The sequence below is a fragment of the Asaia lannensis NBRC 102526 genome (assembly GCF_024054035.1).
GTDB classification, from domain to species: Bacteria; Pseudomonadota; Alphaproteobacteria; order Acetobacterales; family Acetobacteraceae; genus Asaia; species Asaia lannensis.
This window is the reverse complement of sequence record NZ_JAMXQU010000015.1, coordinates 39,216-54,230: the sequence shown is the minus strand read 5'-3', so window position 1 is coordinate 54,230 and position 15,015 is coordinate 39,216. Positions and strand designations below refer to the sequence as shown.

Genomic DNA, 15,015 nt, shown 5'->3' with positions numbered 1-15,015 from the left:
TGGCGCTTGCGGTTCTGGCGTAATCGAAGTCCTGTTGAACCTCGTCGTCTTCTGGATGTAGACCAATGACCCTGCGGAGATTGCGCCGTAACCTGTTGGCCTTGCGTGTAAAGACACGCCCGGTGATTCGTCTGAGTTCTTTCAGCTCGGCGTGAGATTGGGAGAGAAGGTCGAAGCCTGAAACCAGGTCGTCTGGTTGTGTCTCAACCCATGCGATGACCTCACGGGCGACCTGTTCAGCCTCTTCGTAACAGGCAAGAAAGACGCAGTTTTCTGCGGTTATTTGTGTGATTTGGTCTTTGTAGAACCCATGCAGGGGATACAGCCTGCGCCAGATATCTGGCCTGTCGGTTTTTATATAACTCTCTATCTCTTCATATTGCACATCATCCTACGCATTCCCCACGCAAAGCCCGGAGATGCGATAAATGATGTATACTGTCTGTCAGTGGTGCAAATCATCCTGATACTCCTTCCTACAGCCGGTCTGGGTCAATTTCTGGCTGTAAGAGGGAGTATATCACCCGGACAGGCATGTTTGTTTATATGGTGAATATTTCCATCGGGTACCGGATGTTTTCCACGACCTCGTGGAGATTCTCGATGTCGATGCCTGAAAGGTAGTTCAATGTACCCATGGATTTATGGGAGGCTTCATGCCCCAGCAGAGCATCAATCCACACCTCTCGGATGTCTGCTCTGACATTTCGTAAACGTGTCGAGACTGTATGGCGGAAGCCGTGAAACGTTACGGCTAGAGGCAGGCCAAGACTGGTTTTGTGTTTCGAAAACTCATTGGCAAATGTTTGGCCACGAGAGCGAACATCTGACCCTCTCAGTTCGGAGAAGAGATATTTCTCACCCTTCTTCATGTAATCCATTATGCCGAATCTCATCAGCTCTGAATGAACCGGGACGACCCGTATGCCTGCCGGAGTCTTGGGCTTCCATCCATCGTCATGCGGGCCAATCACAAAGCAGAGGGTGCCATCTTTTTCGATAATATCCTCGTTGCGGAGGTTGGCGATTTCTCCGAGTCGCATGCCGGTGTATAGAGCCATCGTCACCATGCCCCGAAACGTTCTTTCGCTGATGGCGGTTCGTTCCCATCGCGTTGTTATGAGGGTCGTCAGTTCCTGCTCTGTCCAGGCGCGCCGGATAACCTTCTGGGTTGTATCGAAGTCCCAACCTTGCCACGGGTTGCGTGAAACAACCTCACGACGAACCAAATCTGCCCATGCCGGAGAGATACGGGAGAAGTGATTTTTCACTGTTTTGGGAGCAATGGTTTCCAGCTCTTCGCTTAGAACCCTGTCAATCTCCTCCTGAATGGAGAGACCTTTGCGCCCTCTGCCATGAACGGTGGGGAGGGAGAGAAGCGCATCCCTGAAATCACCCACGGTGCTTCCGTTGATGTCTCTGACATCCATATCACCAAAGCAGGATATGAAGAGTTGCAGGGTCTTCTTCGCGTTTTTGATGGTATGACTGCTGACTTTCTTACCCTCAAGATGTTTGGTCACGACCGTTGAGATGGGAAGCTTGGCTTTGCGAATCCCTTTGGGACGCGTTTCTGGCTTTTCCTCGGGTAAGGCGGAAGGCAGAGGCTGTGCGGTTGGTCTGGCAATCTCGGAGATGATACTCTTGAGGTCATCAATCCGCTCTTGAAGCATGTTTTCACGAAGGCTCACACGGATAGCGTGAAGGTCCAGTATCTTCGATAGCTCCTCATAGGCAGAGACCATCTTGTCTATCTGGCTTTTGGATCTCGTGTGGTCCTGAAGTCTTTGAAGCAGATGCTCGGCGCGAGCAAGTTCGGCTTCCTTACGCTCTGCGAGAAGTATGGCCTCATAGGCTTCTGCCTGTTCTTTCAGGAGCTGAGCGACTTCAGCGGGAGTCATAAAGAGGGCTCTCTGGAACAGGATTGATGTCTGCCCATAAAGGTAAGACGCACGTCCTTTGGCTGTAAACCTCTCGGCGGTATGAAGGCTGAACCAAAGCTCACGCTTGCCCACCACGTCGCGTATTGCGACCGGGACCACCCTGCGAAAATGGTAGTGGCTTTTCACAAGACGAAGCAAACACGCTTCTCCAGAATGGAGAAGAGTTTTGGAGAAAACCCGCTCTCGCATATGCGAGTGGTATAATTTTCTTGTTTTTCAAGGGGTTGGTGGCGGAGAGAGTGGGATTCGAACCCACGGTACGCTATTAACGTACACACGCTTTCCAAGCGTGCGCCTTAAGCCGCTCGGCCATCTCTCCAGCGCGGGCGGACCATATCATCTTTTATTCGCGGCGCAATAGCCCCTGACGTTTTTGATGAAGTTTCGCACCAGTTCCGGTGATTTCTCTCCGGGCGCGGTTTCCACACCGGATGATACATCGACCGCAGGTGCGTGGCTCATTGCCAGTGCCCGAGCGACATTGTCAGGCGTCAGCCCGCCTGCCAGCATCCAGGGGCTCGGGGCCTGCCAGTGTCGCAGAAGGCTCCAGTCCAGTGTGATGCCGTTCCCACCGGGCAGCGCCGCATCTGCCGGGGCACGCGGCTCGATGACATATCCATCGAGCATTGTATTTTCGGGCAGATCGATCGGGGTCGTCACGGCACAGGAGAGCCAGACGGGACGTTTGAACTTCTGCCTGATTTCAAGGGCGCGGGCAGGTGTATCGTAAATCTGCAGGATATCGAGATCGGCAACGGATAATGTCCGCTCGATCGTGCTGTCATCGGCTTTGACGAAAAGACCTACAGTTTGCGGACGCGCCTTTTTCTCACTTCGGAGAAGCGTCGCCACGGTCTGAGGCGTTACGCAGCGGGGCGATCTGGCGAAGAAAACGAAGCCGATCCAATCGGCACCCGCTTCGCAGGCCGCGTCGAAAGCAGAACGTTCCCTGATGCCGCAGATCTTGACCCCTATGGGCGATCCGGCAGGTCGGCGATGCGCTCCTTCGGATCGATCTGCGTTGGTGGGCATCATGCCGAAGCGAGTTCGATCTGAATCGCTTTTGCGGCTTCTGCCGGATCGGCGGCCTGGGTAATCGGACGCCCGACGACGATCCAGTCTGCGCCAGCCTGTGCAGCCTGTCTCGGCGTCATGATGCGCTTCTGGTCGTTTGCTTCGGATCCCGCAGGACGTATACCCGGTACGACCAGAACAGGTGCACTGCCCAACGCATCGCGCAACGGTGCGATTTCTTCAGCGGAGCAGACAAGACCGTCTGCGCCCGAAGTCATGGCCAGCCGACCCAGACGCACGACCTGTTCCCTTGGCGTGGCATTGACACCGATCTCGTGCAGGGCGTTTTCGTCCAGACTGGTGAGCACTGTGACCGCCAGCAGAATGGGGCGATGCAGAGGCGGATAGGCTGCATCGATCGCCTGACGTGCCGCAGCAATCATGGCCGCGCCACCGCTGGCGTGAATTGTCAGCAGGGAAGCGCCAACCGGTGCAAGGCTGGCAAGCCCCTTTGCAACCGTGTTCGGAATGTCGTGCAGTTTGAGGTCGAGGAAAAGCGTCCGTTGCCCCGCGACATCGCGCAGCGCTTTGAGACCCTGAGCGTAAGTGAATTCCATGCCCAGCTTGATTGCATCGACATGGCCGTCGAGCGTCTCGGCCCAGTCACGCGCCTGATCGAGGCTTTGCGTGTCGAGGGCGGCAATCAGGCGGGTCCGTTTCATCATGGGGTCTCGGTACAGATTTTGAAAGACAGGGCTGACGGGCGTGGAGTCAGGGAGCGGAGGGCGTGGTAGCCGGCTGGGTTTCGTAAGGCGCGCGGCTGGGGTCTGTTGCCAGTGTCAGGCGATCGATGCGCTGATGCAGGTCGAGCACCTGGGTTTCGAGGGCACGAACCTGCTGCTCGGCCTTGCGTGCACGCGAACGCTGCTTGATTTCGCCAATGAATGCGACGAATGCACCGATCAGGAAGCTGGCTACGCCGACGCCTAGAACGAGCATACCGACAGAGAACTGCCAGCCATAGGACACGATCCACAGAGGCTGGGCATCCGGGTTGCTCAAAGCAAAGGTAATGAGGACGACAAGAAAAACGACGATAACGAGCAAGCGAACCATGGGAAAGACCACCTTCTTAACGGGTTATCGGCGCAGGATATCATGCCGGGTATTGATCGTATCGCCTTACCTCGGGTTCCACCCAGCGGCAAGGTTTGTTGCTTTTTCTTGACCGGCCCGTCGGGAACATGGTCGCGTGACGGTATGGCTGCCATGGATCGTAAGGAGATGCCGCAAGAATGTCACAGCTTCTGGTGTTCCAGCCCCCTTTGCCAAAGGCCGACCGGTTATGGGCGGTTATTGCATGGAAGGGGCAACGTAGCCGTATCGCAAATGTCCACCTGACCCAGGAGGCGGCACGGGCTGATTGTGACTGGCGCAGTCGCCAGGTACGCGAATACAGGCATTTTCTCGCGGCCGAACAAAAAGCGTCGCTGCGCTACGATATACGCCAGATCGGCCGCGCAGAGCTGCCCCGGCGCTGGGTGCCTATGCCTGCTCTGGGATTTCTGCGCGGACAGGATTTCTGAACGCAGGATTGCCATTCTGTTTAAAAGCATGACGAAAGGACTGTTTTCGCGGCTTCGTCTGGCTTTGGTCGTCAAGTCATGACAGAAGCACAGGCGTTGAATGCTTGTTGTCAACAAGCATAGCTATGGAAAGTTATCAGAGGAACGGCACGCCATGTCGCAAAACGAAGGTACGGAGAAGTCTGTGCGCCACGATCAGGTCGCACCCGAGACATTGCTCGTTTCCGGTATCCAGTACCTGAAATCCTCATCCATTGCTTCGGTCGGCGCGCCAGAAGTCTTTTTCAATCTTCCGCCTCGTCCGCATATCGGGTTGCGTATCGACGTAAATGCCCGGCAACTCTCCGAAGACCAGCCGAATTTCGAGGTAAGTCTCTCGCTGCAGGGGATCGGCTATCGCACACCTCCGACGCCGGATATGCCGGAGCCTGAGGCACTTTACCGGATCGAGATGGTCTATTCGGGCATCTTCACGGTGCAGAATGCACGGGCCGACATGCTGGAGCCCCTGCTTCTGGTCGAGGCACCGCGTCAGCTTTTCCCTTCCGCGCGCCATGTCCTGCTCAGTCTCATCCGTGAATCCGGTTTTCCGGTCGCGAATATCCAGCCGGTGGATTTTCATGCGCTCATGCTCAGCCGGCGTGCCCAGGCATGATCGTTCCCCTCTGAGCGCGTCGAGCTGAACGCCTTTCCCTGTGCCCATGAATTGCCCTGACAAGCCCGGACCGGAACGATGACACTGACACCTGAAATACTGACTGCGTTTGGTCCCGGCGATGCCCCGAGACCCAATACGCCGCTCTGGGCCATTTTCGACCCGGACTGGTATCGCGAGCGGTATCGTCAGGCTGTGATCGAGATGACCGGCAGTTTGCCCGATGACCGGGGATTGTATGAGTTCTGGCTGAGGGATGGGGCACGTTATGCGCATTCTCCCAATCGATATTTCGACGAGATATGGTACCGGCGTGCGCATTTCGATGTCGAAAACGGGATACGGATGGGGGTATTCGATTCCGGATTCCAGCATTACTGCGAGACGGGTCATCGCGGTCGCTCGTGCCACTGGATGTTCTCGGAGAGCAATTATTTTGCCCTGAACACCGATCTCACGCCGTCTCAGGTGCGTGAACTGGGTTATGCCAACGGCTATGACCATTATCTGGCCGTAGGGCAGGTGGAACGCCGTGTCAGCACGGCTTTTCTCGTTCCGGATATGTTGCGTGCAGAGCTGTTGCAGCATCGCTTGCCTTACGATCCGCAGATCGGCGAGTTTTCCCGTTTCGTGCTGAATGCGGATTGCGCCGCGATGCGGACCTCGTGGTATTTCGACCCGGAATGGTATCTCGACCGGTACAGGGATGTTGCGCCGCAGATTGCTTCAGGGGTGTATGACTCCCCCCTTCATCATTATCTGTCGAACGAAAATCCCGCCGCCTATAATCCGAATGCGTTTTTCGACGAAGCCTATTATCTTGCGACTTACGAAGATGTGGGCGGCCAGGTAACGGCGCGTGTTCTCAGGAACGGTTACGATCATTTCGTGCGGTTCGGGCTGTTCGAAGGACGTAGTCCGGCAGAGGGCGTGGAATTGCCTCCGACAGTCTATGACGGGGACGTGCCGGGCTGGGCTGCGATCTGCGATAACCCGTTCATCGCGCATATCAGGCGCGACGGAGCCCTCGAGACGAAAGAGCCGGTTGATTCACCATCCCTGCGTCAGCTCGACACTCTTCAGGCCCTGCGAACGGAGAGTCTGATCCCGCTCCTGGCGCGCTATCCGCTCGATTTCCGTTATGTGGGGCAACCGGCACTTGGTGTTGTCATCGCGACGCCAGAGCTTTTTACCGATCTGATCCAGACGCTTGTCTCGCTCCATGACGCGAACAAGGGGGACATGCAGATCGTCCTGCTCACTGGCGCGCATAAGGACGATACCGCCAGTATCGCCCGCTACGCCTATGGGATCGAGTCGGTTGAGGCTACGGGGCTGAGTGTTCAGGAGGGCCTGCAGCGTGCCGTCGCGCAGGTCGCGGCGCCTCGGGTGCTGGTTGTCCAGTCGGGTGTTACGCTGTTCTCGGGTGCGCTTGAAGCGGCGAAAGCCTGCCTGGAAGGTCCCGGCGTGGTTGCGGTGGCGCCGCAGAGTCTCGGGTTCGATCTGACCGTCGTTGAAGCAGGGCTTTGCGTTGCGCGTGACGGGAGTTGCACGTCTTACGGAGCAGGTGAGGACGCCTTTGCGGCCGGACTGGATTTCGTGCGTGCCTGCGACGGGTGCAGCAGGGGAGCCCTGCTATGCGACACAGACGCATTGCGAGCGGTCACCGTGCCTGATGAGGCCGGAGCCCTGCTGCGTGTCGAGGCGCATATCTGGGCCTCTCTTGCCCTGGCTCTTCGACAGTCCTCGGATGACGGGCGTGTTTTGTATGCCCCTGATTTCGTCATCCGCGTTCCTGAGCGCGAACGCGCTCAGGACGGGCTGATCATGCGCGAGCAGCGCATTCTGCGTCAGGTGTTCGCCCAGACATTGCGTGGCAACCCGCCGGGCAGGGGCGGGCAGGGCGGCGCCATGTACAGGCCAGCCCGTTGGGGGCGGCGTGTCCTTCTGCTGGCCAGCCAGGACGTATCGCTTCCTGTTGCCCAGGACATGCGTCTGCATGCTCTGGCGCGGTCCATGGTCGGGCTTGGCCTGCAGGTGACGCAGTTCGTACTGGATGAGGGCAGACCCGGTGACACGGGCAGGGATGCAGCAGATGCAAACCTGTACGACAGAGCACGCTCTTGCCGGAATCTGTCGGGCGAAGTGGAGTCCCGGTCCGGCACGCTCGACGCGCTTGCGCGGCTTATCGAGCAGAGACGGCGCGGGTTCGACCAGATCTGGGTTATGGGTGGACGCACGCTCAATCGCGTAATCGAGTTGTTCAGCGAGAAGGCCGAGTGTCTGCCGGATGAAGGGTTCATTCTCGACCTTCGCATCCTGGAGTCTCTGGAGAGGGACTGGGAGAATGTCTCATCCGATCAGATGCCGCGTCCCGTGGAAACGCCTGCAATCAGGCAGGCCCTGCTGGATGAAACGGCGAATGCCTGGTTCTGTCAGGATATCGTGGTCCAGAACGCCCAGCAGGCCGAAAGGCTGGAAGAGGCGGGTTTGCGTGGACTGACAATACTTGGCGACGATCTTCCCGCGCATGAGGGCGAGGATTTCGACAGGCGTCACGATCTGGTTTTTGCGGTGCCGTCACAAAAGGATGGTTACGACCTGTCTTTCCTCAAATGGTTTGCCCGGTCGGTTCTGGTGCGTCTTGATGGACATCTGCCCGAGACGGCGAGATTGATCCTGGCCTATGAGGGCGCGCCGACACGCGATCTGATGATGATCGTCCATTATGCACATGTGGCCTCGCTGGATGAGGGCAAGGTTCCCTTAGCCGAGCTTGCAGCGCGTTGCCGCCTGATGATTGCCCCGGAAGAGAGAGACGGAAACGTATCGCTTCAGCGTCTCGTTGCAGGGGCGTCGGGATTGCCAGCCGTTATAGGCGGCGACGTGTCATCGCCCGGTGCCATGTGCACGAGTTCCAGCGCTGCCCGGTTTGCAGAGGCGATCATCACCCTATATCAGGATCGGGAGACATGGCAGCGTCTGTCCGATGAAGCAAAAGAGCAGGCGGGCGCGATGACAGGACGCTATCGCGAGACGCTTGCAGGCTTGCTGGGACAGAGCTTGGTAAAGGAAGAATTCTGTGACTGACAGCACGGCAGCGATATTGCAGCAGGTCGACCGGGATCTGGAGAAAAGTCTGGAGCGCCTGTTCGATTTTCTGCGCATACCCAGCGTTTCGGCCCAGCCGAAACACGCTGCCGATTGCAGGCGGGCTGCCGAGTGGTTGCGTGACGAGCTATCAAGCCTTGGTTTCGATGCCAGCGTGCGTGAGACGGCCGGGCACCCCATGGTGGTCGGACATGACGCTGTCGCAGAAGCCGGCCCGCATGTGCTCTTCTATGGTCATTACGACGTTCAGCCCACGGATCCGCTCGATCTGTGGAAGAGCGATCCGTTTGCACCGGCAATCGTATCGGAACCCGATGGGCGCAAGATAATCGTTGCGCGCGGTGCATCGGACGACAAGGGTCAGCTGATGACCTTTATCGAGGCCTGTCGCGCCTGGAAGGCGATCAAGGGGACTCTGCCGCTCAAGGTGTCTATCCTGATCGAAGGGGAGGAAGAGAGTGGCGGAGCCAATCTCATGCCGTTCCTCAAGGCCAATGCTGATGAGCTCAAGGCCGACGTGGCCCTGATCTGCGATACCGGCATGCCGGATCGCCGGACGCCGGCCATTACGACAGGACTGCGTGGTCTGGTAGGCGATGAAGTGGTGATCGATTGCGCAACGCACGATCTGCATTCAGGCATGTTCGGCAATGCAGCGCGCAACCCGATCGAGCTGCTGTGCAAGGCGCTGGGCAGCGTGCGTGACGACAAGGGACGCGTGACGCTTCCGGGTTTCTACGATGGCGTGGCTGTGCCTTCCGATACGGTCAGGGCACAGTGGCAGGCGATCTTCCCCGATGACGCCGTTACCCTCAAGCCGGTCGGTCTTTCGAAAGCTGCGGGTGAAGACGGGTTTACCGCCATCGAGCAGATCTGGGCACGCCCGAGCTATGAGATCAATGGCATTTCCGGCGGCTATGAGGGCGACGGTTTCAAGACCGTTCTGCCTGCGCGGGCGATGGCCAAGGTATCGTTCCGTCTGGTGCCGGGGCAGAATCCCGATGCCGTACGGGACGCTTTTCGCGCCCATATACGCTCGGTTCTGCCGGAAGACGCTAAAGTCAGCTTCACCGAACATGGCGCCTCCAGTGGTTTTGCTGTGCCGGAGGACGGCCCCTATCTGAAAACGGCCCTGAACGCGCTGGGCGAGGAATGGGGTGTGCCTGCCGTATCTATCGGATGCGGTGGCTCGATTCCGGTTGTGGCCGAGGTGAAGGAGGCGCTGGATATGGACTCGCTCCTGGTCGGTTTTGCGCAGGACGATGACCGCATTCATTCCCCCAATGAACAATATGGCGTGGAGTCCTTTCACAAGGGCATACGTTCATGGGTTCGTATCCTGGATGCATTCTCGGTTCACTGATCCCTCAAGAGGCACCTCATGCTGCCTGCACTGACAATGGGCGATCCTGCAGGGATCGGGCCTGAACTGACTATCGATGCCTGGAAGCATCTACGCGAGCACGATGAGGGGTTCGTGTGGATTGGCGATCCGCGTCTGATTGCAGGTATTCCGGTGCAGGTTGTGGCGGGTCCCGAAGAGGCAGGATCGGTTTTTGCGCAGGCCTTGCCTGTGATGCCGGTCCATCTCCCTGCAAAAGTGACGCCGGGTCAGCCCGATCCAGCACTGGCATCCGGCGTGATCGAGTCCATAGAGCGGGCAACCGCGCTGGCGCTCGAAGGCCGCGTGAGTGCGGTCGTGACCAACCCGATCAGCAAGGCTGTGCTCAAGGCAGCTGGTTTCGGCTTTCCGGGGCATACCGAATTTCTCGCTTCGCTCTGCGGTGTGCCGGGTGAAGAGATCATGATGCTCGCCTCTCCAAGGCTGCGTGTGGTGCCTGTTACAGTGCATGTCAGTCTGCGAGAGGCACTCGACACGCTGACTGCACGACGGATCGTGCAGGTAGGCAAGACCCTTGCCGAGGCCCTGCGTCGCGATTTCGGTCTGGAAGCGCCTCGTATTGCAGTAGCGGGGCTGAACCCTCATGCCGGTGAGGGGGGCGTGATGGGTGTTGAAGAACGGACCATGATCGAGCCGGCCATTGCCGCCCTGCGCGATGCCGGGATCGATGCGAGCGGCCCTTATCCGCCCGATACGCTTTTCACCGATATTGCGCGTCCGCTCTACGATGCCGCGCTCTGCATGTATCATGATCAGGCGCTGATACCGCTCAAGACACTGGATATGGCGAATGGGGTCAATGTGACGCTGGGCCTGCCCATTGTCAGGACATCGCCCGATCATGGCACCGCATTTTCGATTGCAGGCACGGGCACGGCCGATCCGGCAAGTCTGCTCGCTGCCCTGCGCATGGCACGCGATCTTGGCGCGAGACGCGCTACAGTCAGGGGAACAGGATCATGATCAGACTTGGCGTCAATATCGATCATGTGGCGACCGTACGTAATGCGCGCGGTGGCAGTCATCCCGACCCAGTGGGCGCAGCGCTTCTGGCTGCGATGCATGGGGCTGATGGCATTACGGCCCATCTGCGCGAAGACCGCCGTCATATACGCGATGAGGATATGGTCAGACTACGACGCGAACTGACCGTGCCACTCAATTTCGAGATGGGTGCGACGGAAGAAATGGTCGGTATGGCCTGCGCCCTTCGCCCTCATGCATGCTGTCTCGTACCGGAGCGGCGTGAAGAGGTGACCACCGAAGGTGGGCTCGATGTGGCGGGACAGCAGGACGATCTACGCGCGAAAGTCGCACGTCTGAGAGACGCCGGGATACGCGTTTCGCTGTTCGTCGATCCGGATCCAAGGCAGATCGAGGCTGCCGCTGCGATAGGCGGCCAGGTGGTCGAATTGCACACAGGCGCCTATGCCCATCACCCGGATGATGGGGAATTCATGCGTTTGTATCATGGTGCGCAGGCCGCGGAAGCTCAGGGGCTGGAGCTCCATGCAGGCCATGGACTTACCTATGCCAATGTCGGGCGTGTGGCCGGTCTGCCCGGATTGAAAGAACTCAATATCGGGCATTTCCTGATAGGCGAGGCCATCCTTGTCGGTCTGCCGGCGGCAATCGCCCGCATGAGGCAGGAGATTGCGACCGGAGCCCTGTTCAGGGCCGTGGGACGATAACCGGTTTCGATGGGTCGGTGAAATTGGGGACGGTCTCGCCAGACTGCTTGTTGTAGGTCGCTGTCGTGCTTTGGTTCGGGGCTGGGGGCGAGTGGAACGCGGAAACAGGTCCGAACGGGCCGGCATTGACTTTGCGCATGCTGGCTTCCGGCTGTCTTGCGCAGCCTCGGGTAATGATAGAGCATATGCCGTCCGAGCCGATGATCTCGTCGTCATCGCCGGCATAGTGCACTTCCGACACGCGATCATGATCGAGGCGGATAATGGCCTTGCAGGTCGTACCGGCGCCTCCGAGCGTGATCTGTGTCATATTCAAGATTTGTTGAACCGGGATGATCGTTGAGTCGCTTGCCGTGGGCACGTTCATCGTCGCAGTATACTGATAGATCTGCGTAGTGTCGTTCAGCGTCTTGGTCGAGGCCGGGAGACCGGCACAGGCCTGAAGATCGTTCGAGGTCATGCCGATCATGGCAAGCTGTGCCCTGTGGGCCTCGCGTGAATCGAAATAGCCGCAGCCAGACAGACCCAGCAGCGGCAACGCGCTGAGGGCAATGCGCAGGGTGGAAGTCAAAGATTTTCCTCGATGCGAAAAGGGGCAGGGAGCCCTTGCGGGCGTCGTTATGACAACAGAACTTACTGGAAGTAAGTTCTGTGTGCCCTCTCGCGTCGGTTAATTCAACGTCTCGAATGTAACCTTAACGCATTTAAACATGCCTCACGTTGCAAGGCGTAGACGATGTCATGCGTGGCGGCGATCATGGGACGTATCTGGTGTTTCCATCGTGCCTCGCCTGCGCCGCATATGGCGCGGCCGGAATAGGGGCTGTGGGACACCGGGGAGAGAACGGCCAGCCCCGCCAGGGGATCGCGCTGGAGTCGTATGCGCAAGGCATGTTGCATCGCTGCTTTTTCGAAACGGGGCGTATAGTCGAGCAGCGCGCGTAACGTGGCTGAACTCAGGGCCGGGTCGTTATTGGCGACATTCTGCGTCACTTTCGTCCAGTCGTGGTTGAGCGTCAGACTCCAGGCGGCGGCGCGTGGACCGTCGCTGGAAATCTGACGTGACAGAGACGACGCGAAATGCGGCGGCAATCCTGCGGCTTTTGCCATCCCGACCGGCGCGATCGCAAGGATCGTGAGGATGAAGAGGCTGCGAAGCATGGCTCTCCCTTGATGAGTGGCGTATTGCGCAAATCTGCCGGGGAATCATGGCAGCACCATGACCGTATCGGGCAGTCAGCAGGTTTAAAGACGGTTTCGCAGGGGGGCAGGATGCTCTACAGAACGCACAACGCATCAAACCCCAGGAGTTATCATGGCTGCTATTTCCGCATCCGAGCTGTCCCGCCTGCAAACCACCCTGCGTCGTCTGCTTGGCTCCTCGCAACTCACGGTTAATCCGCCCGCCCGTGCTGGCCATACGGTCGAGCTGGCCGTTAACGGCGAGCTTATCGGCACGGTTCATCGTGACGAAGACGAAGGCGAGATCTCATACGCAATCCACATCACGGTTCTTGAAGAAGATCTTCCCCCGGCCTGATCGTCCGGCCAGGCATTTGGCACCCTGACGAGATCATCGCCGCAAACCCTGGAGTTTGCGGCGTCCGGTTTCTGATCACACCGGGCATCGTCCCACCGGTGTTTTGTCGACGGGTACCGGTCTGCTTCTCGAATGAGCAGTTTCGTCCCTCGGTTTTCGGAGCGCGTCGGTAGGGTTGTTGCCTCACTTTCGCCTTCCGGCACCTTGATATCTGCACATCGTCTAAATCTGTTGGAGGCTTCGCCTCCATCGTGGGCAATCCGGTTGGGCGCAGGTGCTCCCGGCATGCGAGGCCTCGTGCGGTACTGGTCATGGCATAGAGCTTCGGCGGTGTAATTAGAGAGGAACGTGCCTTCATGGTCGCACCCATGGTCGAGCCGATAAAGAAAACGGTCGCTGTCATTATCCCGTTCTATAATGGGTCGCGCTATATCGAGCGCGCCATTCGGAGCGTTCTGGAACAGACCGTTCCTGCAGATGAATTCCTGATTGTCGACGATGGATCGTCAGAGACGGAAAGCGCTACGCTTGCGCTTATCGCATCGGAGACCGGCGTCACGGTCCTGAGAAAGGAGAATGGTGGACAGGGAAGTGCACGCAATCTTGGCGTAGCGTCGACCGCAGCGGACTACATCTGTTTTCTCGATCAGGACGATTTCTACCTCAGGAACCATATCGAGCTTCTGCTGGAGCAGGTCAGGGACAAGGATCCTCATTTCGGCTGGGCTTATGGCGAGCTGATGGAGGCCGATGAGGATGGACATATCGTGGCCACCTCGATTGCTTCGCGTTACAGCAAGCATCCAAAGGTCTCGGTCGAGGACCTGCTTGAGCGCGATATGCATATCCTGCCGTCGGCCTCGATTATCAGCCGAAAGGCTTTTGAGGCGATCGGGGGATTCGATACCCAGTTCATGGGCTACGAGGACGACGATCTTTTTCTGAGACTGTTCCGTGCCGGATACACCAACTACTTCTTTCCGCAGGCCGTGACGGTCTGGTGTATCAACAAGAACAGCACGTCATACAGCATACGTATGAGCCGAAGCCGCATGCGTTATATCCATAAGCTGTGTGTTCTGTTCGCTTCCGACCCGGAGCGTTTGAGTGTCTATGTCCGCGATCTGATCTTTCCTCGATTCAGCATCGTGATTGCTGCGGAAGCGTTCAAATCGATCTATTTTGCTCGATACGACCACGAGAAACGCATGGCGCAATATAGTGACGAACTGGTCGGCATGCTGGAAGAGTTTGCGACCCTCGTCGCCACCCATACCCGCCTGCGTCTTGAGGACCGGATAAAACTCAAATTCTATCTTGCCTGTCTGAGGCCGCGCTCAAAACGTCTGCTGGTTTTGCCTTATTTCGTCGCGCGCGTCCTTCGTCGTTTGCGCCTTGGCTTCCGCCCTGCCCGTTAAGGGCAGCCGTTTTCAGCTCTCACGCGGCTTTGGGAAGATCCAGACGCGTGATTTTCCAGTGCCACTGTTCGAACTTCATATGGACTATGGTCGGCTTCTGACCGGGCGCCATGACCAGCCCGGCCTCGAACTCGGCCGGAGCGACGAAATGTGCGGAAAGGCGATTATAAAGCTCGGATACACTGGGGACCGGTGACGTTTTCTGCCCGTCGATCAGCTGGCCTGCAAAGCCCATAAGCAGCTCGGGTGTCAGACGGGTGTCTATGGCATGGGAGACAGCACCCGTTGCAAAAGACGAACCGAAATCGGGAAGGTCGTCTGCTGCGGGCGGGGGACCGACGATTGCATCGACAGCCTCGGCCTTGAGGCTGCTGGTCAGCGCGCTCCAGTCGACATGCTGCGCGAGTGTATTGGTGTCATGCGTGCGCAGGGCTGCGGAAAGAGACCAGAGCGCGAGATACGGCGACAGGGCATAGATGCATACCAGTGCGACGGTAAACGCGCCCAGTGCATGCGGGGCTCTTCTGAAAGAAGGCCATGTCAGTCGAGCCGGAATGGAAAAAAGCTCGGCGGGCAATCCTGCTGGGTCTCTCATTTTTTTCTCTGTAACTGGCAAAAGGGACATGAACGCACGACGATCGTGCATTGTTATCGA

General features: G+C 58.1%; 15 protein-coding genes, 1 tRNA gene and 1 pseudogene. 8 read left to right on the top strand and 9 right to left on the bottom strand.

Annotated elements, in window-relative coordinates; translation table 11 throughout:
• The 6 genes and pseudogenes from NF685_RS14050 to NF685_RS14025 form a co-directional block, all read right to left on the bottom strand.
• A pseudogene (locus NF685_RS14050) lies at nt 1-385 on the bottom strand (hypothetical protein); the annotation flags it as partial.
• 157 nt (nt 386-542) lie between these two features.
• Nucleotides 543-2,081 carry a tyrosine-type recombinase/integrase gene (locus tag NF685_RS14045; protein WP_252850107.1) on the bottom strand — a complete coding sequence of 513 codons (1,539 nt, stop codon included), beginning with the start codon at nt 2,079-2,081 and terminating at the stop codon, nt 543-545.
• 90 nt (nt 2,082-2,171) lie between these two features.
• Nucleotides 2,172-2,262 (bottom strand) — tRNA-Ser (locus NF685_RS14040).
• A gap of 17 nt (nt 2,263-2,279) precedes the next feature.
• Nucleotides 2,280-2,975, bottom strand: a complete 696-nt coding sequence (locus tag NF685_RS14035) for a phosphoribosylanthranilate isomerase (protein WP_252850112.1) — start codon at nt 2,973-2,975, stop codon at nt 2,280-2,282.
• The gene (gene pyrF, locus NF685_RS14030) at nt 2,975-3,682 is read right to left on the bottom strand and encodes an orotidine-5'-phosphate decarboxylase (protein ID WP_252850106.1); all 708 of its coding nucleotides are present in this window, start codon (nt 3,680-3,682) and stop codon (nt 2,975-2,977) included. The genes NF685_RS14035 and pyrF overlap by 1 nt, the downstream gene beginning before the upstream one ends.
• A gap of 46 nt (nt 3,683-3,728) precedes the next feature.
• Entirely contained in the window at nt 3,729-4,073 is a 345-nt protein-coding gene (locus NF685_RS14025) for a LapA family protein (RefSeq protein WP_222546121.1), read from the bottom strand.
• A gap of 179 nt (nt 4,074-4,252) precedes the next feature.
• Here NF685_RS14025 and NF685_RS14020 point away from each other — a divergent pair, with 179 nt between their 5' ends.
• From NF685_RS14020 to NF685_RS13995, 6 genes are all read left to right on the top strand, one after another.
• Entirely contained in the window at nt 4,253-4,543 is a 291-nt protein-coding gene (locus tag NF685_RS14020; protein ID WP_252850105.1) for a hypothetical protein, read from the top strand.
• A gap of 154 nt (nt 4,544-4,697) precedes the next feature.
• Nucleotides 4,698-5,198, top strand: a complete 501-nt coding sequence (locus NF685_RS14015; protein WP_222546119.1) for a protein-export chaperone SecB — start codon at nt 4,698-4,700, stop codon at nt 5,196-5,198.
• A gap of 78 nt (nt 5,199-5,276) precedes the next feature.
• Complete coding sequence (locus NF685_RS14010) at nt 5,277-8,288, top strand: glycosyltransferase (RefSeq protein ID WP_252850104.1); 3,012 nt, start codon at nt 5,277-5,279, stop codon at nt 8,286-8,288.
• Nucleotides 8,281-9,672, top strand: a complete 1,392-nt coding sequence (locus NF685_RS14005) for a dipeptidase (protein WP_252850103.1) — start codon at nt 8,281-8,283, stop codon at nt 9,670-9,672. The genes NF685_RS14010 and NF685_RS14005 overlap by 8 nt, the downstream gene beginning before the upstream one ends.
• Before the next feature lie 18 nt (nt 9,673-9,690).
• Entirely contained in the window at nt 9,691-10,674 is a 984-nt protein-coding gene (gene pdxA / locus NF685_RS14000) for a 4-hydroxythreonine-4-phosphate dehydrogenase PdxA (protein ID WP_252850102.1), read from the top strand.
• Nucleotides 10,671-11,402, top strand: coding sequence for a pyridoxine 5'-phosphate synthase (locus tag NF685_RS13995; protein ID WP_252850101.1), 732 nt, complete (start codon nt 10,671-10,673; stop codon nt 11,400-11,402). The genes pdxA and NF685_RS13995 overlap by 4 nt, the downstream gene beginning before the upstream one ends.
• On the opposite strand, the gene NF685_RS13990 is transcribed toward NF685_RS13995, so the two are convergent.
• Nucleotides 11,383-11,973, bottom strand: coding sequence for a hypothetical protein (locus NF685_RS13990; RefSeq protein ID WP_222546114.1), 591 nt, complete (start codon nt 11,971-11,973; stop codon nt 11,383-11,385). The two genes, NF685_RS13995 and NF685_RS13990, sit on opposite strands and share 20 nt — an antisense overlap.
• 104 nt (nt 11,974-12,077) lie before the next feature.
• On the bottom strand, nt 12,078-12,563 hold the full coding sequence (locus tag NF685_RS13985; protein WP_252850100.1) for a hypothetical protein: 486 nt from the start codon (nt 12,561-12,563) through the stop codon (nt 12,078-12,080).
• Between the two features lie 154 nt (nt 12,564-12,717).
• On the opposite strand from NF685_RS13985, the gene NF685_RS13980 reads away from it, so the two are divergent.
• Nucleotides 12,718-12,942 carry a DUF3126 family protein gene (locus tag NF685_RS13980; RefSeq protein WP_222546112.1) on the top strand — a complete coding sequence of 75 codons (225 nt, stop codon included), beginning with the start codon at nt 12,718-12,720 and terminating at the stop codon, nt 12,940-12,942.
• A 356-nt stretch (nt 12,943-13,298) separates the two neighbouring features.
• On the top strand, nt 13,299-14,360 hold the full coding sequence (locus NF685_RS13975) for a glycosyltransferase family 2 protein (RefSeq protein WP_252850099.1): 1,062 nt from the start codon (nt 13,299-13,301) through the stop codon (nt 14,358-14,360).
• Nucleotides 14,361-14,379: 19 nt separating this feature from the next.
• On the opposite strand, the gene NF685_RS13970 is transcribed toward NF685_RS13975, so the two are convergent.
• The gene (locus NF685_RS13970; RefSeq protein ID WP_252850098.1) at nt 14,380-14,955 is read right to left on the bottom strand and encodes a DUF2939 domain-containing protein; all 576 of its coding nucleotides are present in this window, start codon (nt 14,953-14,955) and stop codon (nt 14,380-14,382) included.
• Nucleotides 14,956-15,015 lie beyond the last annotated feature (60 nt).